The sequence below is a fragment of the Cellulomonas sp. KRMCY2 genome (genome assembly GCF_000526515.1).
Lineage (GTDB): Bacteria > Actinomycetota > Actinomycetes > Actinomycetales > Cellulomonadaceae > Actinotalea.
This window is the reverse complement of record NZ_JAGF01000001.1, coordinates 4,235,871-4,259,979: the sequence shown is the minus strand read 5'-3', so window position 1 is coordinate 4,259,979 and position 24,109 is coordinate 4,235,871. Positions and strand designations below refer to the sequence as shown.

General features: G+C 72.5%; 20 protein-coding genes. 16 read left to right on the top strand and 4 right to left on the bottom strand.

Going from position 1 to position 24,109, the window contains the following annotated elements:
- Positions 1 to 53: 53 nt before the first annotated feature.
- Together K415_RS0120020 and K415_RS25050 are read left to right on the top strand one after the other, a co-directional pair.
- The gene (locus tag K415_RS0120020) at positions 54 to 1,370 is read left to right on the top strand and encodes a saccharopine dehydrogenase family protein (RefSeq protein ID WP_024288803.1); all 1,317 of its coding nucleotides are present in this window, start codon (positions 54 to 56) and stop codon (positions 1,368 to 1,370) included.
- Positions 1,367 to 2,485 (top strand): diguanylate cyclase, encoded by a 1,119-nt coding sequence (locus K415_RS25050; protein WP_024288802.1) that lies wholly within the window; start codon positions 1,367 to 1,369, stop codon positions 2,483 to 2,485. Before K415_RS0120020 ends, K415_RS25050 begins: the two co-directional genes overlap by 4 nt.
- 34 nt (positions 2,486 to 2,519) lie before the next feature.
- On the opposite strand, the gene gabT is transcribed toward K415_RS25050, so the two are convergent.
- On the bottom strand, positions 2,520 to 3,887 hold the full coding sequence (gabT, locus tag K415_RS0120010; protein WP_051480682.1) for a 4-aminobutyrate--2-oxoglutarate transaminase: 1,368 nt from the start codon (positions 3,885 to 3,887) through the stop codon (positions 2,520 to 2,522).
- 278 nt (positions 3,888 to 4,165) lie between these two features.
- Here gabT and K415_RS0120005 point away from each other — a divergent pair, with 278 nt between their 5' ends.
- The 4 genes from K415_RS0120005 (at position 4,166) to cofC (ending at position 8,479) form a co-directional block, all read left to right on the top strand.
- Positions 4,166 to 5,488 carry an RIP metalloprotease gene (locus K415_RS0120005; RefSeq protein WP_024288800.1) on the top strand — a complete coding sequence of 441 codons (1,323 nt, stop codon included), beginning with the start codon at positions 4,166 to 4,168 and terminating at the stop codon, positions 5,486 to 5,488.
- 84 nt (positions 5,489 to 5,572) lie between these two features.
- Positions 5,573 to 6,727, top strand: a complete 1,155-nt coding sequence (ispG, locus tag K415_RS0120000; RefSeq protein ID WP_024288799.1) for a flavodoxin-dependent (E)-4-hydroxy-3-methylbut-2-enyl-diphosphate synthase — start codon at positions 5,573 to 5,575, stop codon at positions 6,725 to 6,727.
- Positions 6,728 to 6,767: 40 nt separating this feature from the next.
- Complete coding sequence (locus K415_RS0119995; RefSeq protein WP_024288798.1) at positions 6,768 to 7,643, top strand: DUF4081 domain-containing GNAT family N-acetyltransferase; 876 nt, start codon at positions 6,768 to 6,770, stop codon at positions 7,641 to 7,643.
- A gap of 95 nt (positions 7,644 to 7,738) precedes the next feature.
- Entirely contained in the window at positions 7,739 to 8,479 is a 741-nt protein-coding gene (cofC, locus tag K415_RS0119990; RefSeq protein WP_024288797.1) for a 2-phospho-L-lactate guanylyltransferase, read from the top strand.
- Here cofC and cofD read toward each other — a convergent pair.
- Together cofD and K415_RS0119980 are read right to left on the bottom strand one after the other, a co-directional pair.
- The gene (gene cofD / locus K415_RS0119985) at positions 8,454 to 9,440 is read right to left on the bottom strand and encodes a 2-phospho-L-lactate transferase (RefSeq protein ID WP_024288796.1); all 987 of its coding nucleotides are present in this window, start codon (positions 9,438 to 9,440) and stop codon (positions 8,454 to 8,456) included. The genes cofC and cofD overlap by 26 nt on opposite strands.
- A gap of 62 nt (positions 9,441 to 9,502) precedes the next feature.
- Positions 9,503 to 10,366, bottom strand: a complete 864-nt coding sequence (locus K415_RS0119980; protein WP_024288795.1) for an Fpg/Nei family DNA glycosylase — start codon at positions 10,364 to 10,366, stop codon at positions 9,503 to 9,505.
- Between the two features lie 96 nt (positions 10,367 to 10,462).
- Here K415_RS0119980 and K415_RS0119975 point away from each other — a divergent pair, with 96 nt between their 5' ends.
- Positions 10,463 to 12,274 (top strand): proline--tRNA ligase, encoded by a 1,812-nt coding sequence (locus K415_RS0119975; protein WP_024288794.1) that lies wholly within the window; start codon positions 10,463 to 10,465, stop codon positions 12,272 to 12,274.
- Positions 12,275 to 12,314: 40 nt separating this feature from the next.
- Here the strand turns inward: K415_RS0119975 and K415_RS0119970 are convergent, their stop codons facing one another.
- Complete coding sequence (locus tag K415_RS0119970; RefSeq protein ID WP_155859537.1) at positions 12,315 to 13,469, bottom strand: DUF4439 domain-containing protein; 1,155 nt, start codon at positions 13,467 to 13,469, stop codon at positions 12,315 to 12,317.
- A 113-nt stretch (positions 13,470 to 13,582) separates the two neighbouring features.
- Between K415_RS0119970 and rimP the strand changes: the two genes are divergently transcribed.
- From rimP to K415_RS0119925, 9 genes are all read left to right on the top strand, one after another.
- On the top strand, positions 13,583 to 14,101 hold the full coding sequence (rimP, locus tag K415_RS0119965) for a ribosome maturation factor RimP (RefSeq protein ID WP_024288792.1): 519 nt from the start codon (positions 13,583 to 13,585) through the stop codon (positions 14,099 to 14,101).
- The gene (nusA, locus tag K415_RS0119960) at positions 14,101 to 15,216 is read left to right on the top strand and encodes a transcription termination factor NusA (protein WP_024288791.1); all 1,116 of its coding nucleotides are present in this window, start codon (positions 14,101 to 14,103) and stop codon (positions 15,214 to 15,216) included. The genes rimP and nusA overlap by 1 nt, the downstream gene beginning before the upstream one ends.
- The gene (locus tag K415_RS24825) at positions 15,213 to 15,590 is read left to right on the top strand and encodes a YlxR family protein (protein WP_081785121.1); all 378 of its coding nucleotides are present in this window, start codon (positions 15,213 to 15,215) and stop codon (positions 15,588 to 15,590) included. Before nusA ends, K415_RS24825 begins: the two co-directional genes overlap by 4 nt.
- A gap of 163 nt (positions 15,591 to 15,753) precedes the next feature.
- Positions 15,754 to 18,579 (top strand): translation initiation factor IF-2, encoded by a 2,826-nt coding sequence (infB, locus tag K415_RS0119950; protein WP_024288789.1) that lies wholly within the window; start codon positions 15,754 to 15,756, stop codon positions 18,577 to 18,579.
- Positions 18,580 to 18,660: 81 nt separating this feature from the next.
- Positions 18,661 to 19,179: a 30S ribosome-binding factor RbfA gene (gene rbfA / locus K415_RS0119945; protein WP_024288788.1), complete on the top strand. Its 519-nt coding sequence runs from the start codon at positions 18,661 to 18,663 to the stop codon at positions 19,177 to 19,179.
- A gap of 1 nt (position 19,180) precedes the next feature.
- Positions 19,181 to 20,092: a tRNA pseudouridine(55) synthase TruB gene (gene truB, locus K415_RS0119940; RefSeq protein ID WP_024288787.1), complete on the top strand. Its 912-nt coding sequence runs from the start codon at positions 19,181 to 19,183 to the stop codon at positions 20,090 to 20,092.
- A 159-nt stretch (positions 20,093 to 20,251) separates the two neighbouring features.
- Positions 20,252 to 21,250: a bifunctional riboflavin kinase/FAD synthetase gene (locus K415_RS0119935; RefSeq protein WP_024288786.1), complete on the top strand. Its 999-nt coding sequence runs from the start codon at positions 20,252 to 20,254 to the stop codon at positions 21,248 to 21,250.
- A 106-nt stretch (positions 21,251 to 21,356) separates the two neighbouring features.
- Positions 21,357 to 21,626, top strand: coding sequence for a 30S ribosomal protein S15 (gene rpsO / locus K415_RS0119930; protein WP_024288785.1), 270 nt, complete (start codon positions 21,357 to 21,359; stop codon positions 21,624 to 21,626).
- Between the two features lie 238 nt (positions 21,627 to 21,864).
- Positions 21,865 to 24,108: a polyribonucleotide nucleotidyltransferase gene (locus tag K415_RS0119925; protein ID WP_024288784.1), complete on the top strand. Its 2,244-nt coding sequence runs from the start codon at positions 21,865 to 21,867 to the stop codon at positions 24,106 to 24,108.
- The last annotated feature ends 1 nt before the right edge of the window (position 24,109 follow it).

Here is a 24,109-nt window from a genome sequence, read left to right as displayed (position 1 = left end):
CCGGGCCGTCGCCCTGCCACCCCCACCCCGCACGCCCCACCAAGGGAGTCCTCATGCGCATCCTCGTCATCGGCAGCGGCGGGGTGGGCGATGCGGTCGCCCGGATCGCCGCGGACCGTGACTTCTTCGAGCTCCTGGTCATGGCGGACTTCGATCCCGCACGGTCCGAGCGCTCGGTCGTCGCAGCACGTGCGCGCGCAGGGACGTCGCGAGCGGACCGGTTCGTCGCCGAGCGGGTGGACGCGTCCGACGCCGGGGCGGTGGCCGATCTCGCACGCCGATACGAGATCACCCACGTGCTCAACGCGGTGGACCCGCGCTTCGTCCTGCCGGTCTTCGAGGGTGCGTTCGCGGCAGGTGCCGACTACCTCGACATGGCGATGTCGCTGTCCCGGCCGCACCCGACCGACCCGCACAGCCGTCCCGGGGTCAAGCTCGGGGACGAGCAGTTCGCCGCAGGTGAGCGCTGGGCCGCAGCCGGCCGGCTCGCCCTGGTCGGGATGGGGGTCGAGCCCGGCCTCTCGGACGTCTTCGCGCGGTACGCGTCCGACCACCTCTTCTCCTCGATCGACGAGCTGGGCACGCGTGACGGGTCCAACCTGGTGGTCCTGGGGGACGACGGCGAGCCGATCTTCGCGCCGTCCTTCTCGATCTGGACGACGATCGAGGAGTGCCTCAACCCGCCGGTGATCTGGGAGCGGGACCGAGCGGTCGAGGCCGGCAGCCCCGAGGGTGGCTGGTACACGGTGCCGCCCTTCCACGAGCCGGAGGTCTTCGACTTCCCCGGTGGCATCGGACCGGTCGAGTGCGTCCACGTCGAGCACGAGGAGGTCCTCCTCATGCCGCGGTTCCTCGACGCCCGGAAGGTGACCTTCAAGTACGGCCTCGGTGCCGAGTTCATCGGGGTGCTGCGCACCCTGCACACCCTCGGCCTCGACAGCACCGCACCGGTCGGCGTGCGCTCGGCGGACCGGGACCACCCCGGCGCCGTCTCGGTGAGCCCGCGCGACGTGGTCGCGGCGTGCCTGCCCGACCCGGCCACCCTCGGGCAGCGCATGAGGGGTGCGACCTGTGCGGGCCTCCTGGTGACCGGTCTGGGTGTCGACGGTGGGCCGCGGGAGGTCTACCTGCACCACGTGGTGGACAACGCGTGGTCCATGGCAGAGTACGGAGCGCAGTGCGTCGTGTGGCAGACAGCCGTCAACCCCGTGATCGCTCTGGAGCTGCTCGCGCGAGGGGTCTGGTCCGGCACGGGTGTGCTCGGTCCCGAGGCCTTCGACGCAGTCCCCTTCCTCGACCTGCTGCAGGCGGACCGGCCCGTTGGCCTCGGATCGCCCTGGGCGATTGAGGAGAGGCCTGCATCACCATGAACGACCGACGACGACATGAGCGGCTCGAGGGGATCTACCGGGACAACCTCAACGCGCTGCTCCGCCGCGTGCTGGTGATCGCCCTGGCCGCCGGCTTCCCCACGATCGTCGTGATGATCGTCCTGCTCGGCCCGACGGACCCGGTCGTCGCCTGGGGCTTCCCGCCGCTGCTGGTGTTCCTGGCCGTGTACGCGTGGGTGCTGCTGCGTCGTCCCGACCGCGCGGTCGACTTCTCGCGGGTGAGCGTGGTGGTGGCCGAGGTGGCCTGGGTCGCCGGCATGCTCTACCGCCTGCTGACCGCCGACGACATCCACGACGGGTGGCACTCGCTGTTCCCGACCACGTTCATGGGCATGATCATCTTCACCGTGGTCGGCTTCCTGGTGTGCAGCACGCGACTGGCGCTGCTCAACTCGTTGGGCTCGGTCGCGGCCATCCTCGGTGCCGGTCTGTTCGGGCTGCTGCGGGTCGAGGGCGGCTCCGAGCACGTCCTGGACCTGGTCAGGTACACGTTCTACCTCGGCTTCGTCGCGCTGCTCCTGCACGTGCTGTCCCGCGCCAAGAGCCGGCTCGCGGTCGCGATCGCCGCCGCGCAGCAGGCCAACGACGAGGCGCTGCAGATGCGCGACATGGCCTACCTGGACGCGCTGACCGGCATCGCCAACCGGCGGCGGCTGTTCGAGGAGCTCACCTACCAGTCCGACCGGGTGGCCGAGCACGGTCCGGTGGCGGTGCTGTACTTCGACCTGGACGGCTTCAAGGCGATCAACGACGAGCACGGGCACAGCGTCGGCGACGAGGTGCTGTGCCGGGTCGCCGAGCTGGCCGGTCGGCTGGTCCGCAAGGGCGACCTGGTCGCGCGCCTCGGCGGCGAGGAGTTCGTCATCGTCGCCCCGGGCACCGGGCGCGAGCGGGCCGTGCAGCTCGCCGAGCGGCTGCGCACCGTGCTCCCGGCCGAGCTGACCTCGACGGTCGGCGTGCGCGTCACCGCCAGCTTCGGGGTGGCCGAGCTGCACGCGGGCGAGGCCGCGTCGGACGTCCTCGGGCGGGTCGACGCCCTGATGTACAGCGCGAAGAGCGGTGGCCGCGACCGGGTGGTCTCGGCCGCGTCGTGACGAGCGCTCGGCCGCGTCGTGACGAGCGCACCGGCTACGCCGCGGGCCCGATCATGACCGCTGCCAGGACGTCGAGCGCGTCCTCGAGCAGCTCGGTGCCGATCACCAGCGGCGGCAGGAAGCGCAGCACGTTCCCGTAGGTCCCGCAGGTCAGGACCAGCACGCCCTGCTGGGCACACCCGCGGGCGACCCGGGCCGCCTCGGTGGCGTCCGGTTCGAGCGTCCCGGGTCGCACGAGCTCGATCGCGAGCATCGCGCCCCGACCGCGGACCTCGGCGATCTGCGGGCACCGCTCGGCGAGCGCCGTCAGGCGCGGGACCATGAGCGCCTCGATCCGCCGCGCGGCGGCCGGCAGGTCGTCCTGCTCGTACATGTCGATCGCCGCGAGCGCGGCGGCGCAGGCCACCGGGTTGCCGCCGAAGGTGCCGCCGAGGCCGCCGAGGTGGACCGCGTCCATGAGCTCGGCGCGGCCGGTGACCGCGGCGAGCGGCAGCCCACCGGCGATCCCCTTGGCCGTCGCGATCAGGTCGGGCACCACGCCGTCGTGCTCGCAGGCGAACATCGAGCCGGTCCGGGCGAACCCGGTCTGGATCTCGTCGGCGACGAGCAGCACGCCGGTGCTCGCGCACCAGTCAGCCAGCGCCCGCAGGAACCCGGGCGCCGGGACGATGAACCCGCCCTCGCCGAGGATCGGCTCGATGACGAGGCACGCGACCTGGTCGGCGCCCACCTGCTTCTCGATCAGCGCGATCGCGCGCGCGGCTGCCTGCTCGCCGGTGATCGGTACCGGCTCGCGCAGCGGGTAGGACGCCGGCACCCGGTACACCTCGCCGGCGAACGGGCCGAAGCCGGTCTTGTACGGCATCGCCTTGGCCGTCATGGCCATCGTGAGGTTGGTCCGTCCGTGGTAGGCGTGGTCGAGCACGACCACGGCGTCCCGGCCGGTCGCCCGACGCGCCACCTTCACCGCGTTCTCGACGGCCTCGGCCCCGGAGTTGACCAGGACGCTGCGCTTGTCGTGGTCACCCGGGGTCAGGCGCGCGAGGGCCTCGCAGACCGCGACGTACTCCTCGTACGGCGCGACCATGAAGCACGTGTGGGTGAAGTCGGCCGCCTGCGCCGCGACTGCCCGCGTGACGGCCGGTGCGGCGTTCCCGACGGACGTGACAGCGATCCCGGCGGCCAGGTCGATGAACGAGTTGCCGTCCACGTCGACGATCACACCGCCGCCGGCGCGCTCGACGTAGACCGGGAGGGTGCTCGCCACGCCTGCGGCGACGACGGCGCGCCGGCGCTCGGCGAGGGCGACCGAGCGCGGGCCGGGGACGGCTGTCACGAGGCGCCTGCGCTGCTCGACACGCTCGGCGGTCACGGGGCTGGGGTCTGCGGATCCAGGTGCCATGACGTGATGCTAGTGCGCAGATCAGCCGCAGGTCCGGTTCCGCACCGAGGTATTTCGTCGCTCGGGGCTGTTCAGGCAGTACCCGGCGACGAACCGGTGACGTCCCGGCGCCGGCCGGATCCGGCCCCCACCGTCGGTCGGTCGGGGTGTCGGAGCGAGGCCGTGCGCCGGGCCGTGCGCGACGGTTGCGCGGTCGAGGGATGATGGTGGGGCGAGGCATGATGGTGCGCGCGGTGGCGGGTGCCTCGGCGGGGACGGCGGATCGGGACGGAGATCTCATGGCGTACGCGGTCGGACTGCTCGTGCTGCTGGTCGGGCTGCTGGCGTCGATCGCGCTGCACGAGGTCGGGCACATGGTGCCGGCCAAGCGCTTCGGGGTCCGGGTCAGCAAGTACATGGTCGGCTTCGGTCCCACCCTGTGGTCGCGGACCCGGGGCGAGACGGAGTACGGCGTCAAGGCGATCCCGCTGGGCGGCTACGTGCGGCTCGTCGGGATGTACCCGTCCGCCGAGGTCGTCGGCGCCGAGCCACGGGCCGGGCGGTTCGGCGAGGTGGTCCAGGCGGCGCGGGACGCGAGCTCCGAGGAGATCCTGCCGGGCGAGGAGCACCGGGCGTTCTACCGGCTGAGCACGCCGAAGAAGGTCGTCGTGATGCTCGGTGGCCCTGTGATGAACCTGCTGATCGCGTTCGTCCTGCTCGGCATCGTCCTGGTCGGCTTCGGCATCCCCGGCGGGGCGACGACGACCGTCTCCTTCGTCGGCGAGTGCGTGCCGGCGACCGACGCGCCGGCCGACGCACCGTGCACCGCGAGCGACCCGCCGACCCCGGCCGCGGCCGCCGGGCTCGAGCCCGGCGACGTCCTGCTGTCCTACGGCGGTGTGCAGATCGCGCAGTGGGCGGACTTCCAGGATGCGATCCGCGACACCGCCGGTACGGACATCCCGCTCGTCGTCGAGCGCGCGGGTGAGCAGCTGACCCTGGCGATCACGCCGGTCGTCACGCAGCGGCCGGTCGTGGACGCGGACGGCGAGGCGGTCGTGGACGCGGACGGCCAGGTGCGGACCGAGCCCGGCCGGTACCTGGGGGTCGGACCGACGGAGGCTCTCGAGCGGCAGCCGCTCTCGGCGGTCGTGACCACGACGGCCTCCGGCGTGTGGGAGACCGCCAAGATCGTCGTGACCCTCCCTGCGCAGCTCGTCGACGTCGTGCAGGCCACCCTCGGACTCGAGGACCGCAACCAGTCCTCGGTCGTCGGTGTGGTCGGTGTCGGTCGGTTCGCCGGCGAGATCGCCTCGGTCGACGCCCCGGGGTTCGGCACGGCCGAGCGGGTCGTGAGCATGCTCGGCCTGCTGGCCTCGCTGAACATCGCGCTCTTCGTGTTCAACCTCATCCCGCTCCTGCCGCTGGACGGCGGCCATGTCGCCGGCGCGCTCTGGGAGGGCGCCAAGCGGCAGGTCGCCCGGGTGCGCGGCCTGGCCCTGCCCGCACCGGCTGACGTCGCGCGGATGATGCCGCTGGCCTACGGGGTGTTCCTCGTCCTGGCGTTCATGGGCATCCTGCTGATCTACGCGGACATCGTCCGGCCGGTCACGATCGGCTGAGCCTCGTGGGCAGGTTCGGTGGTGATCCTGTGCCGAGGGCAGCCGCGCGCGGGCGGGTGTGCCGTGCTGGGGGATACTGAGCCCGTGAGCATCCCCATCAGCCTCGGCATGCCGCAGGCCCCGCCGCCGGTCCTCGCCGCACGCCGCCCGACGCGCAAGATCAAGGTCGGGTCGCTCGAGGTCGGCGGTGACGCCCCCGTGTCGGTCCAGTCGATGACCACGACGAAGACGACGGACATCAACGGGACGCTCCAGCAGATCGCCGAGCTGACGGCGTCGGGGTGCGACATCGTGCGGGTCGCCTGCCCGACGGAGGAGGACGCGCTCGCCCTGCCGATCATCGCGCGCAAGTCCCAGATCCCGGTCATCGCGGACATCCACTTCCAGCCGAAGTACGTCTTCGCCGCGATCGACGCGGGCTGTGCTGCGGTCCGCGTCAACCCCGGGAACATCCGGAAGTTCGACGACCAGGTCGGGGCGATCGCGAAGGCGGCTGCCGACGCCGGGGTCTCGCTGCGGATCGGGGTCAATGCGGGCTCCCTGGACAGGCGGCTGCTCGAGAAGTACGGCAAGGCCACCCCGGAGGCCCTCGTCGAGTCCGCCGTCTGGGAGGCCTCGCTGTTCGAGGAGCACGACTTCCACGACTTCAAGATCTCGGTCAAGCACAACGACCCGGTGATCATGGTGCGCGCCTACGAGATGCTCTCCGAGCGCGGCGACTGGCCGCTGCACCTGGGTGTCACGGAGGCCGGACCGGCGTTCCAGGGCACCATCAAGTCCGCGACGGCCTTCGGCGCACTGCTGAGCCGGGGCATCGGGGACACGATCCGGGTGTCCCTGTCGGCCCCGCCGGTCGAAGAGGTCAAGGTCGGCATCCAGATCCTGCAGTCGCTCAACCTGCGGCCCCGCAAGCTCGAGATCGTCTCGTGCCCGTCGTGCGGACGCGCCCAGGTCGACGTCTACTCGCTCGCGGAGCGCGTCACCGCGGGCCTCGAGGGCCTCGAGGTGCCGCTGCGGGTCGCTGTCATGGGCTGCGTCGTCAACGGTCCGGGTGAGGCGCGGGAAGCCGACCTCGGCGTCGCCTCCGGGAACGGCAAGGGCCAGATCTTCGTCAAGGGCGAGATCGTCAAGACCGTCCCCGAGTCCGAGATCGTCGAGACCCTGATCGCCGAGGCGCTGCGGATCGCCGAGACCATGACCCCGGTGGAGGGTGGCGCGCCGGTCGTCTCGATCTCCTGACTCCACCGGTCGGCGGGCCGCCATGGTGCACAATCCCCTCATGGGACGCTGGCGTGCCGAGGTCGGCACAGCGCGATCGGTGACGACCGACGTGGATCTTCGCGACGCCGCGCGGCTGTGCGCGATCGACCCGGTGGCCTCGGTGCTCGCCGCAGCGCGCATCGAGTCCAGCCTCGCCTCGGGTGCCGTCCGTGCCGGCTCGACGATCTGGGGGTACGAGCGGGACGGCCAGCTCGGCGCGTTGTGCTGGGCCGGCGCCAACCTGGTGCCGGTCTGCGCCCCGGACGACGACGCCGCTCTCGACGCCTTCGCCGAGACCGCCCTGCGCCAGGGTCGCCGCTGCTCGTCGATCGTCGGGGGTGCCGAGCAGGTGCTCGGGCTGTGGGAGCGGCTGGAGCCGTCCTGGGGACCGGCCCGGGACGTCCGGCCCGACCAGCACTCGCTCATGACGGACCGGCTGTCTGCCGTGTCGCCGGACCCTGCGGTGCGGCTCGCCGAGCCGGCTGAGCTCGGCGTGATCCTGCCGGCCTGCGTGCAGATGTTCGTCGAAGAGGTCGGGTACTCACCGCTCCAGGGCGCGCCCGGCGCCTACGAGGCGCGGGTCAAGACCCTGATCGGCGAGCGGCGCTCCTTCGTCCGGATCGACCGCGGCGCGTCGGGGCCGGAGGTGGTCTTCAAGGCCGAGCTCGGAGCGGTCGGTGCCGGCGTCGCGCAGGTCCAGGGGGTGTGGGTCGAGCCGGGTCGTCGCGGTCGCGGGCTGTCCGTCCAGGGGATGGCTGCCGTCGTCGCGCTGACCCTGGGCACCGTCGCGCCGGTCGTCTCGCTGTACGTCAACGGCTACAACACCCGCGCACTGGCCGCCTACGCCCGGGTCGGCTTCCGCCGGGTGGGCACGTACGCCACCGTCCTGTTCTGACCGGAGCGACGCCGCAGGCGTCGGTCGAGGACCTCGTCGACCTGATCTCGCAGTGAGCTGCGCGGCCCCTCGGGAGACGACCGTAGGGTGGGTGGGTGCTCAGGCTGTGGTCGGTGGTCGTCCCGGTGAAGGACGCCGCGGTGGGCAAGACCAGGCTGGGTGGCGTGCTCGACGAGCGCGCTCGAGCGGCGCTCGTGCGGGCGATGGCCCTGGACACGATCTCTGCGGCGACGGCTTGCGCGGTGGTCGCCCAGGTCGTGGTCGTCACGGCCGACGAGGTCGTGGCACGGCAAGCGCCCACCATCGGCCGGACTCCGGGGCGGGTGGCGCGGCGGGCACCGGGGTCCGCGAGCGTCGCGGCGGTGCAGGTCGTCGACGAGCCCTCGCGCGCGGGGGCGCCGTCGGGGCTGGACGCGGCAGCGGCGGCGGGTGTGGCGGTGGCCCGTTCGAGCGCCCTGGCGGCACCCGTCGGCGTGCTGCTCGGCGACCTGCCGGCCCTGCGTCCCGACGACCTGATGGCGGCGCTGGACGCCGCCTGGCCGCACGCGCGGGCCATGGTCGCCGACGCCGACGGCACGGGCACCACCGTGCTCACCGTCGGCGGCGGGGTACCGTTCGCCTCCCGGTTCGGCACCGGCTCGGCGGCGGCACACGCGGCGCTCGGGTACGTCCGGCTCGACGTCGCGGTGGAGTCGACACTGCGTCACGACGTCGACGTGCCCGCCGACCTCGACGCGCTGCGGGCGCTCCGTCCGGGTCCGCGCACCGCCCGGGTGCTCGATCGCCTGTTCGCCGGCGGCGACGGACCGGTCAGGGCAGCCGGTCGACGAGCCTGAGGGCCTCGGCGGCGATCGCCGCGGTGGTCGGCACGTCCGACATCAGCGTCGGCGCCGCCCCCGCCGTCCAGCCGTCGGCGCGCAGGTCGGCCACGGCGGCGGCGTCGACGGTGTCGACCAGCCATGCGTCGAGCACCCCGCCGTCGGCCCGCCGGCCGTAGTGCCTGGCCACGGCTTCCGCGCTGGTCTCGACGCCGATCGCTGCCAGGCAGGCGTCGGCCATACCTCGCACCGGCGCGCCGCCGAGGATCGGGCTGACGCCGACCACCGGCGCCGAGGTCTCCCGCAGCGCGTCGCGCACACCGGGGACCGCGAGGATCGTGCCGACCGAGACGACCGGGTTGGACGGAGGCATCACGACGACGTCGGTGTTCCGCAGCGCATCGAGCACGCCCGGCGCGGGCTCGGCGGCCTCGAGCCCGACCTGCACGAAGCGCCGCGCCGGAGAGGCCGCGTGCTCGCGCACCCACCACTCCTCGAAGTGGACCCGCCGGCCGTCGGCGAGCTCGACGTGGGTCTCGACCTCCTCGTCGGACATCGGCAGCAGCCGCACGCCGGGACGCCACCGCTGCGCGAGCCGGGCCGTCACCGCCGACAGCGGCAGCCCGCGGCGCAGCAGCTCCGTGCGGGCCAGGTGCGTCGCGAGGTCGAGATCGCCGAGCGTGAACCACTCCCACCCCAGTCCGTAGCCGGCCAGGTCCGCGCTGACCCTGCTCGTCTCGTCGCGCCGCCCCCAGCCCTGCCCTTCGTGCACCGCGCCGCCGAGCGTGTACATCAGGGTGTCGAGGTCCGGGCAGACCCGCACACCGTGCAGCCACATGTCGTCGCCGGTGTTGGCGACCACCGTCACCTCGGCAGACGTGCCGCCTGCGCCGTCGGGCAGGCGCTCGGCCAGCAGGGCGAGGAGCCCGCGGGTGAACCGAGCGCCGCCGACGCCGCCGGACAGGACCGTGATCTTCATCCGAGCTCCGAGGACTGATCCGAGGGCACGGCGACTCCCGCACACGCGTTCGACAATGGGCGCTACTTCAGGAACTTGGACGTCCGGCGGTCGGCCAGGATCCGTCCGCCGGTCTGGCAGGTCGGGCAGTACTGGAGCGCCGAGTCGGCGAACGACACCTCGCGCACCGTGTCCGAGCACACCGGGCACGGCAGGCCGGCGCGCCCGTGCACCTGCAGGGTGCGTCGCTTCGTGTCCTTGAGCTCGGCGGCAGGACGTCCGCTCGAGACGGCCAGCGCCTGGCGCAGCGTCTCGCGGGTCGTCGCGTGCAGACGGGCGACGTCGGCGGGCAGCAGGGACCGGGTCTGCGCGTACGGGCTCATCCGGGCTGCGTGCAGGATCTCGTCGGAGTAGGCGTTGCCGATGCCCGCGATCTGCCGCTGGTCGCGGAGCAGCCCCTTGACCTGCTGGTTGCGGGCTGCCGCGAGCTCACCGAGCCGCTCGACGGTGAACTCCGGTGCGAGCGGGTCGACGCCGAGCGACGCGACCATCGCGACGTCCCGCGGGTCGGCCACCACGTGCACGGCGAGCCGTTTGCGGGTGCCGGCCTCGGTGAGGTCGAAGCCCGAGCCGTCGTCGAGCAGGACGCGCAGCGCGAGCGGGGAACGGCCCGGGCGCACGGGCGTCGTCGGTGCCTGCTCGTACCAGCGGAGCCAGCCCGCGCGGGCGAGGTGGACCACCAGGTGCGGCCCCGGATCGGTGGCGAGATCGATCCACTTGCCGTGCCGCTGCGTGCCGGTCACGGTCCGGCCGACCAGGTCGGACGCGGCGGGGGAGAAGGTCTTGAGGGCGCTGATCGCCCCGATCGAGACCTGCGCGATGACATGGCCGGTCGCCCGCTCGCCCAGGAACTGGACGAGCGCCTCGACCTCCGGCAGCTCGGGCACCGATCCATGGTGGCCCACGATCGCCCGCAGCGGCAGGCCGGCCGGCAGATCGGGCGTGCTCCGACCGGGTGCGCACCCGCCACTAGGCTGGCCCGCATGCTGCTGAGGATGTCCACCCTGTTCCTGCGGACCCTGCGCGAGGACCCCGTCGACGCCGAGGTGCCGAGCCACCGGCTCCTGGTTCGCGCGGGGTACATCCGCCGCGCCGCCCCGGGGATCTACACCTGGCTGCCGCTCGGTCTGCGGGTCCTGGCCAAGGTCGAGCGCGTGGTCCGCGAGGAGATGGACGCCATCGGCGCCCAGGAGGTGCACTTCCCGGCGCTGCTGCCCCGTGAGCCCTATGAGGCGACCGGTCGCTGGACCGAGTACGGGCCGAACGTGTTCCGGGTCAAGGATCGCCGGGAGGCGGAGTACCTGCTCGCGCCGACCCACGAGGAGGTGTTCACCCTCCTGGTCAAGGACCTGTACTCCTCGTACAAGGACCTGCCGCTCGCGCTGTACCAGATCCAGACGAAGTACCGCGACGAGGCCCGCCCGCGGGCCGGGCTCCTGCGCGGCCGTGAGTTCATCATGAAGGACGCGTACTCCTTCGACGTCGACGACGCCGGGCTCGAGGCTGCCTACCTGCGGCAGCGCGAGGCCTACCAGCGGATCTTCACCCGGCTCGGGATGGACTTCGTCGTGGTCTCGGCCGTGTCCGGGGCGATGGGCGGCTCGCGCAGCGAGGAGTTCCTCATGCCGACCCCGATCGGCGAGGACACCTTCGTCCGGTCGGCCGGCGGGTACGCCGCCAACGTCGAGGCGGTCACCACCCAGGTCCCGGCCGCGGTCCCGTACGGCGAAGCCCCGGCGGCGCACGTGGAGGACACGCCCGACACCCCGACGATCAGCACGCTCGTCGCGCGGGCCAACGAGCAGTTCGCCCGTCCGGACCGGCCGTGGACGGCCGCGGACACGCTCAAGAACGTCGTCGTCGCGCTCGACCACCCGGACGGTGAGCGCGAGCTGGTCGCCATCGGCCTGCCGGGGGACCGCGAGGTGGACCTCAAGCGCCTCGAGGCCGCCCTCGCCCCTGCCGCCGTCGAGGCGGCCGGTGACGCCGACTTCGCCCGGCACCCCGAGCTCGTCAAGGGGTACATCGGCCCCGGTGCCCTCGGCCGGGCCAACACCGGTCGGCCCGACGCCGTCCGGTACCTGCTCGACCCGCGCATCGTGGACGGCACCCGCTGGATCACAGGTGCCGACGCCCCGGGCCGGCACGTCTTCGACCTCGTCGCCGGTCGGGACTTCGTCGGGGACGACACCGTCGAGGCCGCCGAGGTCCGGGCGGGGGACCCGGCGCCCGACGGCTCCGGTCCGCTCGAGCTCGCCCGTGGCATCGAGATCGGCCACATCTTCGCGCTCGGCCGCAAGTACGCCGAGGCGCTCGGGCTCAAGGTGCTGAACGAGAACGGCAAGGCCGTGACCGTCACGATGGGCTCCTACGGCATCGGCGTGTCGCGTGCGGTCGCGGCCCTCGCGGAGACCAACCACGACGACGCCGGGCTGGCCTGGCCGATCGGGGTGGCGCCCGCCCAGGTGCACATCGTGGCGACCGGGAAGGACGCCGCGGTCTTCGCGGCCTGCGAGGAGCTCGCGGCCGACCTGCACGGCCAGCGCGTCGAGGTGCTCTACGACGACCGCTTCAAGGTCTCGCCCGGCGTGAAGTTCGCCGATGCCGAGCTGCTGGGCGTCCCGGTGATCGTCGTCGTCGGGCGCGGGCTGGCCGAGGGTGTGGTCGAGGTGCGGCTGCGCCGGCCTGCGGACGCCGGGCTGCCCGCGGGGGAGCGGCCGGCCGCCGAGCAGGTGCCGGTCGCCGATGCGGCCGCCCGGATCGGCGGCATCGTCGCCGAGCTGCTCGAGGCCTGACGGAGCCGCCCGGCGCCCGGCAGGGGCGGCGGGCGGCTGGTCAGGCCGCGTGCTCGGGCAGCCCGGGGAAGGCCGGGATCACCCCGGTCAACCGGGTCGAGGCCCGGGATGCGTCGCGCAGCGCGTCGACCAGGGCCGAGCGCCCGTCCGGGTCCGCCGCGGCGACGAGCGATGCGTAGCTCTGCGCGAGCTGGACCTCGAGGTCGGCCAGGGCCGTGGTGACGGCTGCCGGATCGGATGCCGTGGCCGTGAGCGCGGCCGGCAGTGCGTAGCTGCTGCGTCGTGGGTCGAGGCCGGTGCCCTGCACCGCACCCAGCTCGGCCCAGTGCTGCGCCCGCTCGCGGTGCTGCTCGGCGCGCTGCTCGGCGTACGCCCGGGGGTCGTCCGCCGTCCGGGCTGCGGCGATCTCCCACGCCATCCCGATGGCGTCCTCGGACTGCACGAGGGTCACCAGGGCGGTCGCCGGGACGCCGGGGACGGTGTCCGGGACCTCGAAGGGTGCGGTGAGGGCCGGGTCGAGCCCGTCGAGCGGTAGCCCGGCAGCGACGCGCAGGGCGTCGGCGACGAGCATCCGGGCGGTCGCGACCGACGCGAGCAGGCGGGCCAGCGGACCGTCGGGAACGGCGGCGGCGTCGGCCTGGGCGCTCGCTGCCGTCTCGACGAGCAGGGCCACCACGGCCGCGGGGTCGACGGCGTCGGCCTGGGCTGGGCTCGGGCTCGGGTCGGGGGTGGGAGCCGCACCGGGCACCGTGTCGTCCGTCACTGCGTCTTCGGGCACCGTGCCGTCGGGTGCGTCTTCGGGCACCGTGCCGTCGGGTGCGGCAGTGGCCGGTGCGGTAGCGGCGGTGGCCTCCGGCGTCGGCTCGTAGATGCCGCCGAGGGCCACGAGGTGCTGCTCGCAGACGTCGGTGACCGTGCCGAGCAGTGCCGCGACCGTCGCATCGGTCGTGTGACCTGCGGCGGACGTGGCCAGCACCTCGAGCGCGACAGCGTCCGCCGTCGCGCGCTGCCGCACGACCTCCACCTCGTCGGGCACGAGCGGGGCGGGTGGCGGGGTCTGCAGGCGCAGCCCGCAGCCGGTGGCCGTGGCCGCGACGACGAGCGCGAGCAGCACGACGAGGCCACGGTGGCGGCTGCCGTGCACCGTGGTGCGCCCGGTGCGGGGGTCGGGTCGGGGAGCGCGTGAAAGGGTCATCGCGGGCGATCCTGCCACGCCGCACCCGCGCCGAGTCGTTAGGCTGGGCCGCGACAAGTCCAGAGGGTCGATTCCACGTCGGGTGGCCCGCCACGACCCCACGGGAGGCGAACATGGTCACGCCCGCGAGCACAGACCCCGCGCAGCGCGTACGTGAAGTTGTCCAGCCCGTCGCCGAGGCAGCCGGTCTGGTCCTCGAGGACGTCCACGTCAGCCCGGCCGGGCGGCGGTCCGTGGTCCGGATCGTGCTCGACCTGGGCGACGACGCCATCGGCAGCCTCGACCTCGACACCCTCGGCGCGGCCTCACGGGACATCTCCGCAGCCCTCGACGCGGCGGACCCGGTGCACGGCCAGTACGTCCTGGAGGTCTCCACCCCCGGCACCGACCGGCCGCTGACCGAGCTCCGCCACTTCCGCCGCGCCCGGACCCGGCTGGTCCAGCTGACGCTCCGGGACGGCTCGACCGTCCACGGCCGGCTGGTCGCGGCCGAGGCCGACGGGTACGACGTCGAGACGGCGCCCGGCACCGTGGTGCAGGTCGACCCCGCCCAGGTCGCGCGCGCCGCAGTCGAGGTCGAGCTCAAGCACGTGCACGACGAGGGGCCCCACGACGAGGAGGACCTGGACTGATGGACATCGACATGACGGCTCTGCGGCTCGTGGAGCACGAGCGGGACATCAGCATCGACACCCTCGTCTCCGCGATCGAGCAGGCCCTGCTGTCCGCCTACCACCGCACCCCGGGTGCGCACGAGGACGCCCGCGTCGAGGTGGACCGCAGGTCCGGGCACGTGACCGTGTGGGCCCGGGAGAAGATCGAGGGCGAGGCCGCCGAGCGGGTCCCGCAGGTGCCGGGCGAGCCGGCACCTGCGCCGGTCCTGGCCCCGACCACGCTCGGTCCCGAGTTCGACGACACCCCGGCGGGGTTCGGCCGGGTGGCGACCGCGACCGCGCGCCAGGTGATCGTCCAGCGACTGCGGGACGCCGAGGACGAGCAGGTGCTCGGGAGCTTCCGCGGGACCGAGGGGGAGGTCCTGGCCGGCGTCATCCAGCAGGGCCGCGACCCACGCACCGTGCTCGTCGCCGTCCGCGGGACGGAGGCGGTGCTGCCGGCGCACGAGCAGGTGCCGACCGAGCACTACGTGCACGGTGAGCGCCTGCGGGCGTACGTCCTCGACGTCTCGCGCGGGGCCAAGGGGCCGTCGATCACGTTGTCGCGCACCCACCCGGGGCTCGTCAAGAAGCTGTTCGCGCTCGAGGTGCCGGAGGTCGCCGACGGTTCGGTGGAGATCACGGCCATCGCCCGGGAGGCCGGGCACCGCACCAAGATCGCGGTGCGGACCTCGGTGGCGGGACTCAACGCCAAGGGTGCCTGCATCGGTCCGATGGGTGCGCGCGTGCGGGCCGTGATGGCCGAGCTGCACGGCGAGAAGATCGACATCATCGACCACAGCGACGACCCGGCCCAGCTGGTGGCGAACGCGCTGTCCCCGGCCCGGGTGAGCTCGGTGACCATCGTGGACGCCGAGGCGCGGTCGGCCCGCGTCGTCGTGCCCGACTACCAGCTGTCGCTCGCCATCGGCAAGGAGGGGCAGAACGCCCGGCTCGCCGCCAAGCTGACCGGCTGGCGGATCGACATCCGGTCCGACGAGGGCGGGACACCGGGCGGGGCCACCGGCGGCCGGGACGGCGACCCGGCCGGCAGCCCTGAGACGCCGGAGGATCCCTCGGGTCACGTTTCGTGAGCCGGGGCGGTAGACTGCCCGAGGCTGGGCCACGGGTCCGGCTCCCCGAACGTGCTGCAGACGGCGCCGACCACGCCGTGAGTTTCGCTGTGGCCCCGCTCGCAGGTCCCCTGCGAACGTGTGTGGGGTGCCGGGAACGAGGCCTTCGGTCCGTCCTGCTGCGAGTGGTCCAGGTCGGTGGTGACCAGGGTTCGTCCTCGGTCGTCGTCGACACGGAGCGCTCCAGACCCGGTCGGGGTGCGTGGTTGCACGCCGACCTGCGGTGCCTCGAGCTCGCCGAACGGCGTCGAGCGTTCCCCCGTGCCCTGCGCACAGGGCCGCTGGACGTGACACCCGTCCGGGCGTTCCTCGAGTCCGCGCAGGTCGCAGGATGACCGGTGCCGGTCGACCAGGTCGACCAGCACACGCTGTACGTCCGTCGTTCATCGAGCAGGAAAGCGGGTTGGAAGCCGATGGAAACCCGATGAGTACCCAGCGATGAGTACCCAGCACTAACGACGGTCCGACCCTGTCCGGGCGGACCGAGACAGGAGAGTTGTGGCAAAGGTCCGCGTCTACGAGCTCGCTAAGGAGCTCGGCGTCGAGAGCAAGGCCATCATGGCCAAGCTTGGTGAGCTCGGAGAGTTCGTCCGGTCGGCTTCGTCGACCATCGAACCCCCCGTCGTCCGCAAGCTGCGCGACGCCTATCCCGTCGGGCAGGCCCAGGCACCCGAGGCGTCAGCGCCTCGCACGCCGGCCGCCCGCAAGCCCGCGGCACCCGCCGCCCCGAGCGCAGCCGAACCGGCTGCTCCCGCTCCGGCTGTCCAGCCGAGCGTCCCCAGCACACCGGCCCCGCAGGTCGCCGCCGTCGAGGCTCCTGCCGCGCGCACCGAGGCCCCCTCGGAGGCCGCAGCGCCCGCAGCCCCGTCGCCGGGTCCGCGTCCGGTGCAGAGCGCGCCTGCTGCGCCCGCAGCGCCGGCCGCTCCGGCCGCCGGTCCCCGTCCGGGTGGACCGCGTCCGGGCAACAACCCGTTCGCGCCCAGCCAGGGCATGCCCCGTCAGGGCGGCCGTGGGGGTGCCCCGCGTCCGGGCAACAACCCGTTCGCGCCCAGCCAGGGCATGCCGCGTCCCGGCAGCACCCGCGGTGAGACCACCGCAGCCGGTGAGCGTCCGGGCGGTCCTCGTCCGCCCGCTGCCGGTCCCGGTGGTCCCCGTCCGAACCCCGGCATGATGCCGGGCCGCAGTGCGGTGAGCCGTCCCGGTGCAGGTGCCGGCGCGGGCGCCGGTCGCGCCGGTGGTGGCGGTCGTCCCGGTGGAGGTGGCGGCGGCTACGCCGGCCGTCCCGGTGGCGGTGCCGGTGGTGGCGCCCCAGGGGGTCCCGGCGGTGCCGGTGGTGGCGGCTTCGCCGGTCGTCCCGGTGGTGGCGGTCGCGGCGCAGGTCGCGGCAGCACCCAGGGTGCCTTCGGGCGCGCCGGTGGCCGGCCCGTACGCGGACGGAAGTCGAAGCGTGCGAAGCGGCAGGAGTTCGAGCAGATGCAGGCCCCCTCGCTGGGTGGCGTGCAGGTTCCCCGCGGTGACGGCAGCACGATCGTGCGGCTGCGCTTCGGGTCCTCGCTCAACGACTTCGCCGACAAGATCGACGCGAACCCCGCGAGCCTCGTGACGGTGCTGTTCCACCTCGGTGAGATGGCGACCGCCACGCAGTCCCTCGACGAGGACACGTTCAACACGCTGGCAGCCGAGCTCGGCTACCGGATCGAGATGGTCTCCGCCGAGGAGGAGGACCGCGAGCTGCTCGGGTCCTTCGACATCGACCTCGAGGCCGAGCTCGCCGAGGAGAGCGACGACCAGCTGACCGCGCGTCCGCCGGTCGTGACGGTGATGGGTCACGTCGACCACGGCAAGACCAAGCTGCTCGACGCGATCCGCTCGGCGGACGTCGTCGCAGGCGAGGCCGGTGGGATCACGCAGCACATCGGCGCCTACCAGATCCGCACCGAGCACGAGGGCATCGACCGCGCGGTCACCTTCATCGACACCCCGGGTCACGAGGCCTTCACGGCCATGCGTGCACGTGGTGCGCAGGTCACCGACATCGCGATCCTCGTGGTCGCGGCCGACGACGGCGTGATGCCGCAGACGATCGAGGCGCTCAACCATGCGCAGTCGGCCGGCGTGCCGATCGTCGTCGCGGTCAACAAGGTGGACAAGGAGGGGGCCAACCCCGCCAAGATCCGCCAGCAGCTCACCGAGTACAACCTGGTCGCCGAGGAGTACGGCGGCGACACGATGTTCGTCGACATCTCCGCGCTCAAGCGCACCGGTATCGACGAGCTCATCGAGGCCGTCCTGCTCACCGCCGATGCGGCGCTCGACCTGCGGGCCAACGCCGACAAGGACGCCCGTGGCGTCGCGGTCGAGGCCAACCTGGACAAGGGCCGCGGCGCTGTCGCAACCGTCCTGGTGCAGTCCGGCACGCTGCACGTCGGCGACTCGATCGTCGCCGGCACGGCCTACGGCCGGGTCCGTGCGATGTTCGACGAGCACGGCAACACCCTCACCGAGGCCACCCCGGCACGCCCGGTCATGGTCCTCGGTCTGACGTCGGTGCCCCGCGCCGGTGACACCTTCCTGGTGGCGCCGGACGACCGCACCGCGCGCCAGATCGCCGAGAAGCGAGAGGCAGCCGAGCGTGCTGCGCTGCTGGCCAAGCGTCGCAAGCGGATCAGCCTCGAGGACTTCACCCAGGCTCTGCAGCTGGGCAAGGTCGAGACGCTCAACCTCGTCCTCAAGGGCGATGTCTCGGGTGCCGTCGAGGCCCTCGAGGATGCCCTGCTCAAGATCGATGTCGGCGAGGAGGTCGATCTGCGCGTCATCCACCGTGGGGTGGGTGCCATCACGCAGAACGACGTCAACCTGGCGACCGTCGACAACGCGATCATCATCGGCTTCAACGTCAAGTACGCCGAGCGCGTCGAGGAGCTCGCCGAGCGCGAGGGTGTCGACGTCCGGTTCTACTCGGTCATCTACCAGGCGATCGACGACGTCGAGTCGGCCCTCAAGGGCATGCTCAAGCCGGAGTACGAAGAGGTGCAGCTCGGTACCGCCGAGGTGCGCGAGATCTTCCGGTCGAGCAAGTTCGGCAACATCGCCGGCTCGCTGGTGCGCTCCGGCACGATCCGGCGCAACAGCAAGGCCCGCGTCCGGCGCGGGAACGACATCGTCGCGGAGAACCTGTCCATCGAGTCGCTCAAGCGGTTCAAGGACGACGCGACAGAGGTTCGCGAGGGATACGAGTGCGGTATCGGGCTGGGGTCGTACAACGACCTCCAGGTCGACGACGTGGTCGAGACCTACGAGCTGCGCGAGAAGCCGCGCAGCTGACCTGAGGCCAGGGGGACGATGCCGCCATGTGCGTGGCGTCGTCCCCCTGGCGCTCGTACCGGACCAGCAGGAAGGAACGTCATGGTCGACCACCCCAGGGCCCGCAAGCTGGCCGAGCGGATCCAGAAGATCGTCGCGCAGATGCTCGACACCAGGGTCAAGGACCCGCGACTCGGCTTCGTCACCGTCACCGACGTCCGGGTGACCGGCGACCTGCAGCACGCGTCGATCTTCTACACCGTCCTCGGCGACGAGGAGGCTCGGACGGCCAGTGCGGCGGCGCTCGAGAGCGCCAAGGGGCTCATCCGCTCCGAGGTGGGCAAGCAGACCGGCATCCGCCTGACCCCGACGCTCGAGTTCATCGCCGACGCCGTCCAGGAGACCGCTCAACACCTCGAGGACGCGCTGCGGGCAGCCGCGGCGCGCGATGCCGAGGTCGCTGCGCTCGCCTCCGCGGCGACCTACGCCGGTGAGTCCGACCCGTACCGGCGTCCGGCGCCGGACGAGGACGAGTCGGGCGAGGACGAGTCGGGCGACGAGCCCGCCGACGGGTCCGGCCTCGCGCCGTCGATCGGCACCGTCGAGCCGTCCGCGCACTGACGTGGCGACCGACGGCCTGGTCGTGGTCGACAAGCCGGCCGGTCTGACCAGCCATGACGTCGTGGCACGGGTGCGACGGCTCGCCGGTACCCGCAAGGTCGGTCACGCCGGGACGCTCGACCCGATGGCCACCGGAGTCCTGGTGCTCGGCATCGAGCGGGCCACCCGGCTGCTGACCTTCGTCGTCGGCGCGGACAAGGAGTACCGCGCCACGATCCGCCTGGGTGTGAGCACCACCACGGACGACGCCGAGGGCGAGGTCCTGACCTGCGCCGATGCGTCCGGTGTCGACCGGGCGGCGATCGACGCGGGGATCGCCGTGCTGACCGGGGCGATCGACCAGGTGCCGAGCTCGGTCAGCGCGATCAAGGTCGACGGTCGACGGGCCTACGCCCGGGTGCGGGCCGGCGAGCAGGTCGAGCTCGCCGCGCGGCCGGTCACGGTGCGCAGCTTCGACGTCCACGATGTCCGCAGGGTCCCCGCCGAGCCCGGTGGCGGGTCACCGGCCGTCGACGTCGACGTCACGGTGGTGTGCTCGTCCGGCACCTACGTCCGGGCACTCGCGCGTGACCTCGGGGCCGGTCTCGGCGTCGGGGGACACCTCACGGCACTGCGACGCACGCGCGTCGGTGGCTACGGCCTCGACGTCGCACGCACGCTCGACGAGCTCGCTGCGGACTTCACCGTCCTGCCCGTCGCTGACGCTGCCCGGGCCATCTTCCCGGCCCGTGAGCTCGACGAGGCCGAGGCGCGGGCGCTGTCCTACGGCAAGCGCCTGCCGACCGCACCCTCCGGTCCGGCCGGGACGGCGACCAGCCCGGTGGCGGCGTTCGCCCCGGACGGCACCCTGGTCGCGCTGCTCGCGGACGACGGCGAGGGTTCGCGGCCGGTGCTCGTGCTCGCGCCCGCCTGACACACCGACGGCGGCCGGCCACGAGCGGTCGGTGATCGGTGGCAGGCTGGTGCCCGCCGCAGAGCCGTGCAGCCGCAGAGCCGTGCAGCCGCAGAGCAGTACCCCCACAGAGCAGTACCCCCGCAGGACGCGGCGAGGAGCCGCAGATCAGGAGCACGCGTGCAGCGCTGGACCGACCTGAGCCAGGTCCCGGCCGATTTCGGGCCGTCGATCGTGACGCTCGGGAACTTCGACGGGGTGCACCGCGGGCACCGGACCGTGCTGACCCGGATGGTTGCCGACGCCCGAGCGGTCGGCGGTGCCGCGGTCGCCGTGACCTTCCACCCCCACCCGGCCCAGGTGCACCGGCCGGAGTCCGCACCCGACCTGATCACCGGGATCGCCGACCGGCTCGAGCTCCTCGCCGAGACGGGCCTGGACGCCGTCCTCCTGCTCGAGTACAGCCTCGACTTCGCGCAGACCACGCCGGAGGACTTCGTCCGGCGCTACCTGGTCCAGGGCCTGCGCGCGAGCACTGTCGTGGTCGGTCACGACGTCCGCTTCGGTCGGGACAACGCCGGCGACCTCGCGACGCTGACCGCGCTCGGACGACGGTACGGCTTCGAGGTCGAGGTCCTGCAGGACGTGCACGGCGACCTCGCGGGTCCGGGTGCCCGACGCTGGTCGTCGACCTGGGTGCGCGAGCTGCTCGCCGAGGGGGACGTGGTCAGCGCCGCACGGATCCTCGGCCGGCCGCACCGCGTGCGCGGCGTCGTCGTGCACGGGGACGCGCGGGGCCGGGGCCTGGGCTTCCCGACCGCGAACCTGTCCCAGGACCTGACGGGCATGGTGCCTGCGGACGGCGTCTACGTCGGCTGGCTGCGGCGGGTCGACCATCCGTCGGACCAGCCGGACGGGTACCTCCCGGCGGCGATCTCGGTCGGGACCAACCCGACCTTCGACGGTCTGCAGCGCAGGGTCGAGGCGCACGTGCCGAACCGGACGGACCTCGACCTGTACGACGAGGAGGTCGTCGTCGAGTTCGTCGACCTGCTGCGGCCGACGGTCCGCTTCGACTCGGTCGAGGCCCTCGTCACGCAGATGGACCAGGACGTGGCTCAGACGGTGCAGCGCCTGGCCGGCGGGCCCCTCGTGGTGCACCCCTCGGTCGCTGACTGAGGTCATCGACTGGTAAGGTGCAAGCGCCGTCAGATCGGCCGCGGATACATAGCGCCCGGGTGGACATGCCCCGTAGCACCGCGCAACGAGTTCCCAAGGAGATCCTGTGCCCCTCGATGCCGCCACCAAGCAGCAGATCATGACCGAGTACGCAACGACGCCGAACGACACAGGTTCTCCTGAGGTCCAGATCGCGATGCTGACGCAGCGCATCAAGGACCTGACCGAGCACCTCAAGGAGCACAAGCACGACCACCACTCGCGTCGTGGCCTGCTCCTGCTGGTCGGCCAGCGCCGTCGGCTGCTGGGCTACCTGCAGAAGGTGGACATCAACCGCTACCGCAGCCTGATCGAGCGTCTCGGTCTGCGCCGCTGATCGTCCCGGACCAGCCCGGACCCGGACGGGTCCGGGCTGGTCCGGTGTCAGGCCCGGATGGGCCGCCGCACGGCAGCCGAACGCTGGACCACAGCTGGATGCTGCACCACAACTGAAACCAGTACAGCCCGGAACCGGCGTCCGGTCCTCGGTAGTGGCTCGCGGATCATGTGATCCGAGGACCTCGATCGAAGACCGCAACCTGAAGCCGGGCACTTCGATATGAGGAGGGGATCCCATGGAGGGACCCGAGATCCAGTTCGCCGAAGCCATCATCGACAACGGTCGATTCGGCACCCGCACCGTCCGTTTCGAGACCGGTCGTCTCGCTCGTCAGGCCGCCGGCTCCGCCGTCGCGTACCTGGACGGCGACACGATGCTGCTGTCGGCCACCACGGCCGGTCGGCACCCCAAGGAGCAGTTCGACTTCTTCCCTCTGACGGTTGACGTCGAGGAGCGCATGTACGCGGCCGGGCGCATCCCCGGATCGTTCTTCCGCCGCGAGGGCCGCCCGTCCACCGAGGCGATCCTGGCCTGCCGGCTGATCGACCGCCCGCTGCGCCCGACCTTCGCCAAGGGCCTGCGCAACGAGGTCCAGGTCGTCATCACGGTGATGGCGCTGCACCCGGACGACGCCTACGACACGCTCGCGATCAACGCCGCGTCGCTGTCCACCCAGCTCTCGGGCCTGCCGTTCACGGGGCCGATCGCCGGCGTGCGCATCGCGCTCGTCGACGGCCAGTGGGTCGCCTTCCCGCGGTTCAGCGAGAAGGAGCGCGCCGTCTTCGACATGGTCGTCGCCGGCCGCGTCGTGACCGCGGAGGACGGCACGCCGGACGTCGCGATCATGATGGTCGAGGCCGAGGCCACCGTCGGCTCCTGGAACCTGATCAAGAACGAGGGCGTTGCGGCACCGACCGAAGAGGTCGTCGCCGAGGGCCTCGAGGCCGCCAAGCCGTTCCTGCGTGCGCTGTGCGAGGCGCAGGCCGACCTCGCCGCGAGGGCCGCCAAGCCGACCCAGGACTTCCCGCGCTTCCTGGACTACCAGGACGACGTCTACGCGGCGATCGACGCCGAGGTCGCCGGCCCGCTCGCCGAGGCCCTGACCATCGCGGACAAGCAGACCCGTGAGACCCGCCTGGACGAGATCAAGGCCACCGCGATCGCTGCCCTGAAGGACGGGTTCGACGGACGTGAGAAGGAGCTGTCGGCCGCCGTCCGCGCCGTGACCAAGAAGCTCATCCGCCAGCGCGTGCTGCGTGACGGTGTGCGCATCGACGGTCGTGGCCTTGCCGACATCCGCACCCTGTCCGCCGAGGTCGAGGTGCTCCCGCGGGTGCACGGCTCGGCCCTGTTCGAGCGTGGCGAGACCCAGATCCTCGGGGTCACGACGCTGAACATGCTGCGGATGGAGCAGCAGCTCGACACGCTCGCGCCCGAGACGCGCAAGCGCTACATGCACAACTACAACTTCCCGCCCTACTCGACCGGTGAGACCGGCCGCGTCGGTTCGCCCAAGCGTCGCGAGATCGGCCACGGTGCGCTCGCCGAGCGGGCCCTGATGCCGGTGCTGCCGTCGCGTGAGGACTTCCCGTACGCGATCCGCCAGGTCTCCGAGGCACTCGGCTCGAACGGCTCGACCTCGATGGGCTCGGTCTGCGCGTCCACGCTGTCGCTGCTCAACGCCGGCGTGCCGCTGCGCGCCCCGGTCGCGGGCATCGCGATGGGCCTGATCTCCGACACCGTCGAGGGCCAGACGCGCTACGCAGCGCTGACGGACATCCTCGGTGCCGAGGACGCCTTCGGCGACATGGACTTCAAGGTCGCCGGCACGCGCGAGTTCGTCACGGCCATCCAGCTGGACACGAAGCTCGACGGCATCCCGGCCTCGGTCCTGGCCGGTGCGCTGACCCAGGCGCGCGACGCCCGGATGTTCATCCTCGACGTGATGAATGAGGCGATCGACGTCCCGGACGAGATGTCGCCGTACGCGCCGCGGGTGATCAGCGTGCAGGTTCCGGTCGACAAGATCGGTGAGGTCATCGGGCCGAAGGGCAAGATGATCAAGGAGATCCAGGAGCAGACCGGTGCTGACATCTCGATCGAGGACGACGGGACCGTCTACATCGGCGCGACCGACGGACCGTCGGCCGAGGCTGCGCGGACGATGATCAACGCGATCGCCAACCCGCACATGCCCGAGATCGGCGAGCGCTTCGTCGGCACAGTGGTCAAGACGACGACCTTCGGTGCGTTCGTGTCGCTGTCACCCGGCAAGGACGGCCTCCTGCACATCTCGCAGATCCGCAAGCTCGTCGGCGGCAAGCGCGTGGAGAACGTCGAGGACGTGCTGGCTGTCGGCCAGAAGGTCCAGGTCGAGATCGGTGAGATCGACCCGCGCGGCAAGCTCTCGCTGCACGCCGTGATGGACGAGAACGCCGAGGCCGACGCTGCAGAGCAGACCGAAGGCTCTCAGGCCTGAG

Bases quoted from the DNA above. Each gene is read 5' to 3' on its own strand.
- K415_RS0120020 (WP_024288803.1), top strand. From the start codon at position 54: ATGCGCATCCTCGTCATCGGCAGCGGCGGGGTGGGCGATGCGGTCGCC.
- K415_RS25050 (WP_024288802.1), top strand. From the start codon at position 1,367: ATGAACGACCGACGACGACATGAGCGGCTCGAGGGGATCTACCGGGAC.
- gabT (WP_051480682.1), bottom strand. From the start codon at position 3,887: ATGGCACCTGGATCCGCAGACCCCAGCCCCGTGACCGCCGAGCGTGTC.
- K415_RS0120005 (WP_024288800.1), top strand. From the start codon at position 4,166: ATGGCGTACGCGGTCGGACTGCTCGTGCTGCTGGTCGGGCTGCTGGCG.
- K415_RS0119995 (WP_024288798.1), top strand. From the start codon at position 6,768: ATGGGACGCTGGCGTGCCGAGGTCGGCACAGCGCGATCGGTGACGACC.
- cofD (WP_024288796.1), bottom strand. From the start codon at position 9,440: ATGAAGATCACGGTCCTGTCCGGCGGCGTCGGCGGCGCTCGGTTCACC.
- K415_RS0119975 (WP_024288794.1), top strand. From the start codon at position 10,463: ATGCTGCTGAGGATGTCCACCCTGTTCCTGCGGACCCTGCGCGAGGAC.
- K415_RS0119970 (WP_155859537.1), bottom strand. From the start codon at position 13,469: ATGACCCTTTCACGCGCTCCCCGACCCGACCCCCGCACCGGGCGCACC.
- rimP (WP_024288792.1), top strand. From the start codon at position 13,583: ATGGTCACGCCCGCGAGCACAGACCCCGCGCAGCGCGTACGTGAAGTT.
- nusA (WP_024288791.1), top strand. From the start codon at position 14,101: ATGGACATCGACATGACGGCTCTGCGGCTCGTGGAGCACGAGCGGGAC.
- rbfA (WP_024288788.1), top strand. From the start codon at position 18,661: ATGGTCGACCACCCCAGGGCCCGCAAGCTGGCCGAGCGGATCCAGAAG.
- K415_RS0119925 (WP_024288784.1), top strand. From the start codon at position 21,865: ATGGAGGGACCCGAGATCCAGTTCGCCGAAGCCATCATCGACAACGGT.